Source organism: Bartonella sp. AA2SXKL, from assembly GCF_042197205.1.
Lineage (GTDB): Bacteria > Pseudomonadota > Alphaproteobacteria > Rhizobiales > Rhizobiaceae > Bartonella.
In genome coordinates this window covers 1-2,399 of sequence record NZ_JBHIRN010000041.1, presented here as the reverse complement: position 1 = coordinate 2,399, position 2,399 = coordinate 1, and the positions used below count along the sequence as shown (strand labels likewise).

Below are 2,399 nucleotides of genomic sequence, written 5' to 3'. Positions count from 1 at the left end.
CTTTCGTTGGCTACAGCGGCTACATTCTTATCGAATGTTACGCCTGTTTTTTCAGCAAATCCTGATTTTAGAAACACGTTTCTTGAGGGTGTAAAAAGTGCCGGTGTGTCTTATCCACAAAGCCTTCTCTCTGTTGCTGGTTTGAATGCTTCTGAAGATTACGCAAATTTTTTAACCAAAACCCTTTCTGGTAAGAGCGATAAGAGTTCTATCGTAAATGTTCTTGCGGACGATAGCAAAAATTTATTGGTCAGAACCCTAGATACAGACGAGCAATATAAAAAGTCTCTCATTAGTCCACGGTCGCTTGTTCGTGATAGCTCTACAGCCCAACAGTTTTCAGGGAATAATGAGAATGCAGCCCCTGTTAATGTTTCTGACCTTTTGCGGGGTGGAACTGCAGGAATGCAACGTTCTCAAAATAACAATGTTATTTTGGGTAGTGGGATTAATTATACAAAAAGCAAGTGGGGTGTTTTTATTGGTGACGATGTGGTTGGTAGTGTTGATGGGAGAGGTACATACGGTTCTGTTGCTATCGGGTACAGTGCAAAAGCTGGTGATGGTTGGAGTACTGTTATTGGTTATATGGCAGAGTCACCTAAGGCCGTGTATGGTACTGTTGTTTTGGGGCGGGGGGCAAAAACGGAAGGCATTTTTGGCATTGCAATCGGTGGTGTTGGAACTGGTCCTGGATCTGGAATACAGGATATTGATGAAAAAAATAGAGTACTTGCAGCTGGTGATTATGCAATGGCTCTTGGTTACGGCGCAAAGAATTATGCAGAAAAGGGGATTGCTCTTGGTTACAATGCATCTGCAACAAAGGAGGCGCTGTATGGTATTGCTATAGGTAATCAGGCAAATGCGTTTAGTCAGCATTCGATAGCTATAGGTTCTCAGGCACAGGTGGATAAGGGGGGGGAGCGTGGTATTGCTCTAGGTTATCAAGCCTGGGTATCAAATGAAGTGGATAGCATTGCTATAGGCTACATGGCTCATGCTTTAGGCAAAGACAGCATCGCGATAGGTTCCGAATATAATGAATCGGTTGGACCAGACGATCATACAACTGCGGGGAGTGATTATTCAACGGCTGTGGGTGCTGTTTCTAAGGCTTTGGGCTATGGTTCGACTGCTGTTGGTCATCGTGCATACGCAACAGCAAAGAATGCTACGGCTTTTGGTTTTTATTCGAAAGCAACAGTGGAGGGAGGCGTCGCTATAGGGAATGATTCTGTCGCTGATCGGGCTGCTGGTCTTTTAGGTTATGCTCCTTCTTTAAAGGATGGGGTTGCAACAAATGGCACATCTCAGTGGAAAAGTACGCTGGGAGCTGTGAGTGTTGGTTATGATGGTGCTGATAATCCACAAACACGACAAATTATCGGAGTAGCGGCTGGTAGTGAGCCTACTGATGCAGTAAATGTTGTACAGTTAAAAGACTTAGAAAGTGTCGTAAGAAATGGTGGTTGGAAACTATCTGTTGGGGGTAAGGATGATAAGACCGTTATCATGGACAGCGCGGTAGATTTTTCCGCTGGAAGTACAAATCTTCAAATTAGCAAAGGCAAAGATAATAATAATATAAAATTTGATCTAGCTAAGGATATTGCAGTCAATAAAGTAACTGCAGGAAACAGTACCTTAGATGCAACGGGCTTAGTGATTTCTGGTGGACCGAAAATAACAACGGGTGGTATTGACGCTGGTAGTAAGAAGATAACAGGCATTCAAAATGGCGCACTCACAGCAGAATCGACCGAAGCGGTCAATGGTTCCCAACTTTTGGCAACAAATACTGAAATTAATGAAGTAAGAGACAGTATTCTTGTTAAGCAAGTAGCAGAGATGGCTTTGACGCGCAGTCTCCGTGATGGAGGAACGGGCCTTATCACTATTGGTAAGGGAACAGGTGGTACCGAAATCAGTATTCTAAATAAGGATAATGGAGGGCGGAAACTTTCCGGTCTACTTGGCGGGACAATCAATGAAAATTCAGACGAAGCTGTAAGTGGTTCTCAGCTTCATACCCTAGGGAGCAGTGTTGCATCTTATTTCGGTGGTGGTGCTGACTTTGGAAATGGAAACTCAGTAGGTCCTACTTTTAAGATCAAAACTTTCGATACTGATGGAGAGGAAAAAAGAGAGAGTTATCAGAATGTAGCGGATGCGTTTGAGGGTGTTAATACGGCTCTCACGACTGTTCAGGATAAATTGACTGAACAGGTTAATAATGTGATTACCAAAGTAGAAAGCGAAAGCTTTGTTCAGCAAGATAAGACAACGAGTCGTCTCACTATTGGTGCAAAAGTAGGTGGCACAGAACTCAATATCGCAAATAAAGACAAAGGGGATCGGACACTTTCAGGTGTTGGTGAAGCAACAAAGGATAATGA

General features: G+C 43.4%; 1 pseudogene. It reads left to right on the top strand.

Annotation, left to right across the window (positions count from 1 at the left end):
* A pseudogene (locus ACFINS_RS09540) lies at window positions 1–2,399 on the top strand (hypothetical protein); the annotation flags it as partial.